The sequence below is a fragment of the Mycobacterium sp. genome, from assembly GCF_036273375.1.
GTDB lineage: Bacteria > Actinomycetota > Actinomycetes > Mycobacteriales > Mycobacteriaceae > Mycobacterium.
In genome coordinates, this window is sequence record NZ_DASUHS010000138.1 from 1 (window position 1) to 2,319 (window position 2,319).

At 65.8% G+C, this 2,319-nt stretch carries 3 protein-coding genes; all 3 read right to left on the minus strand.

What is annotated here, in order from left to right:
- Positions 1-170 precede the first annotated feature (170 nt).
- Complete coding sequence (locus tag VFW69_RS13395; RefSeq protein WP_526501993.1) at positions 171-1,481, minus strand: ISL3 family transposase; 1,311 nt, start codon at positions 1,479-1,481, stop codon at positions 171-173.
- 94 nt (positions 1,482-1,575) lie between these two features.
- The gene (locus VFW69_RS13400) at positions 1,576-1,965 is read right to left on the minus strand and encodes a helix-turn-helix domain-containing protein (protein ID WP_526501995.1); all 390 of its coding nucleotides are present in this window, start codon (positions 1,963-1,965) and stop codon (positions 1,576-1,578) included.
- Between the two features lie 114 nt (positions 1,966-2,079).
- The coding region (locus VFW69_RS13405; protein ID WP_526501997.1) for a hypothetical protein at positions 2,080-2,319 on the minus strand (240 nt) is incomplete at its 5' end.

The window sequence follows — 2,319 nt, forward strand, 5'->3', positions numbered from 1 at the left end:
CTAGTGTCCCGCGCCGGGAGTTGGGCTGAATTATCGTCTGGGCGCCGGAATTATCGTCTGAATTCCCCGGCGCACGACACTAGCCCAACGGTGCCTCACCCCTGACGTCGCCGAGCGTGTACCGGACACCGCCTGCGCAGAGTCCTTACCCGGTAGCCCCATTACGGGCTCTACGCGGCCAATCGTGGTAGGCGGCCTCTGATTCGTGCTGGTTGTGGAGTCTGCCAGTTGACGCCGCAGTGCAGCAGTAGCCGCAGCCGGTAGTTGGTGAAGTTGCGGTAGCCGTGGCCGATGCGCTTGATCTTCTTGATGAGGGCGTTGACTGCTTCGGTGGGTCCGTTGGATAGGCCGCCGGTGTCGAAGTAGGCGAGCAGCTCGGTGCGCCAGGTGTCCAGGGTGCGGGCGAGGCGGTGTAGTTCTGGGATGTTCGTTTCGGCGCAGTGCATGAGCCAGCGATACAGGTGGTGTTCGGCGGCGTAGCGGCTGCGGCAGTGGTAGAGCCGGCAGAGGTCTTGCGCGGCGATCCAAGTCCTGCCGATCTGCTCGTCCACGTCGCCGAGATCTAGGCCGATCAGCAGCCGTCGCCAGGCCAGCTCACTGAGCCGGTCGGCCCGTCGGCGCAGCAGGCGGCGGATCCGGTACAGCGGGTCGTGTTTGCGGCCGCGGTGCCCGGTCGAATCCTGCTGCACGCGGCGGCGCACCTCGTCGACGGCGGCGAACCCGAGCCGGGTGACATGGAAGGCATCGAGCACCCGCACCGCGCCCGGCAGCGACGTGGACAACGCGGTGGCGTAGCCGCGGAACGGATCCAACGCCGCCACGGTCACCGCGTCACGCCAGGCGGTGCTGCGCTCGGATACCCAGTCACACAAGGCTTTCCCGCTGCGACCGTCGACGACGTCGAGTAGCCGGGCCGCCCGGCCGGTCAGATCCACCACGCCGGTGATGAAGCTAGTCGAGTGGTAGGCGTTCGCCGCGAGGAACGCCGTCTCGTCGACGCCGAGACGCCGCACGCCATCGAGCCGCTGCGGATCATCAACGAGCGGTGTGCCGTACTCCCTGACCGCGTTCATGATCGCCTGCCAGCCACATCCATACTGCGCGGCGACCCGAGCGACGGTCTCGCCGTCCTGCCCGACCCGCCGACAGGCCTCCCGCCGGGCCCGCTCGGTCAATGACGCCCGCGGCCGAATGTGCTCGCTCGTCTCGGTCCACGTCTGACGCGGACAGTCCGGCTCCATGCACCGCCACACCCGCTTGATCCACACCAGCGTCACCGGCCGGCCACCGGCCGGTAGATCCCGTACGTCGGTGCGGCGGCGATCATGCAACCGGGCCAACACCCCGCAGTCCGGGCAGCCGGTCACCCACTCACTTGTCTCGACCGCGTACTCCAACTCGCCGTCATGGTCCGACACAGCCAACAGCACAAAGCCCGCAAGACCGAGCATCGCCGTCGCCGCGCTACCGTCGTGGTGCACCTGGGGCCTCCTTCGACTCGTGTCCAAGCACCACGAATCTTGAGGCCCCAGGGCCGCTCAACACGCCAACGCAGACCGCCGTGTCAACCCCGAACTACCACGCTTGATCATGAAGAGCCCCATTACGGTTGACGTCCAGGTAGCTGCGGAGCACGCCTAATAGTGCGCTTCGTTGAGCCTGCGTTAGGCGGGTATCGCCGCTGATGGCATCTTCGGTGGTCACCGGATCGTTTCGCATCGGGACGCCCGCTGCGTAAAGGATCAACTCGTCTGGGCGGATTCCCAGACTGTCGGCCAATGCGCGTAACACGCTCAGACTTGGCTCGTGCCGACCGCGCTCAAGCTGACTGAGGTACGTATCTGACAGGTCCGCCAGCCGCGCAAGTTCCCGTTGCGACAGCTGGTTGAGCGCGCGCTGCGCCTTGATGAACTCACCCAGCTGCCGCAGATGCTCCTGCCAGAATGAATCAATCGTGTCGGTCACTTGCTGCCGTCTCGCACGCGAAGTCCTTGATGCATCCGCCGAGCCCACCAACCAGGCCAGGCCAGGTTCGGCGGCGGACGACCTGTCTCGCCCGCCGCGCTTCGAACAAGAAGGTTACTGCTCCGGCTGCTGCTCGGCGTTCTTGCTCGGTGCCGCAGCCGCCCAGGCGTCGGCCAATGCCAGCGAGAACTTCTTGTTCTCTTCAAGCATTCGGGCCTGGAAGTCGTAGGAGTCCTCGATTAGCTGCTTGAGATCGGGCGCGCTTGCGACCTGCGGCCCGGTCCACGCCGGCGGCTCCGGCGCACTCTTTGCAAACGAGGCAACATAAGACTTAGTTGCGTCGAGGATGCTCTC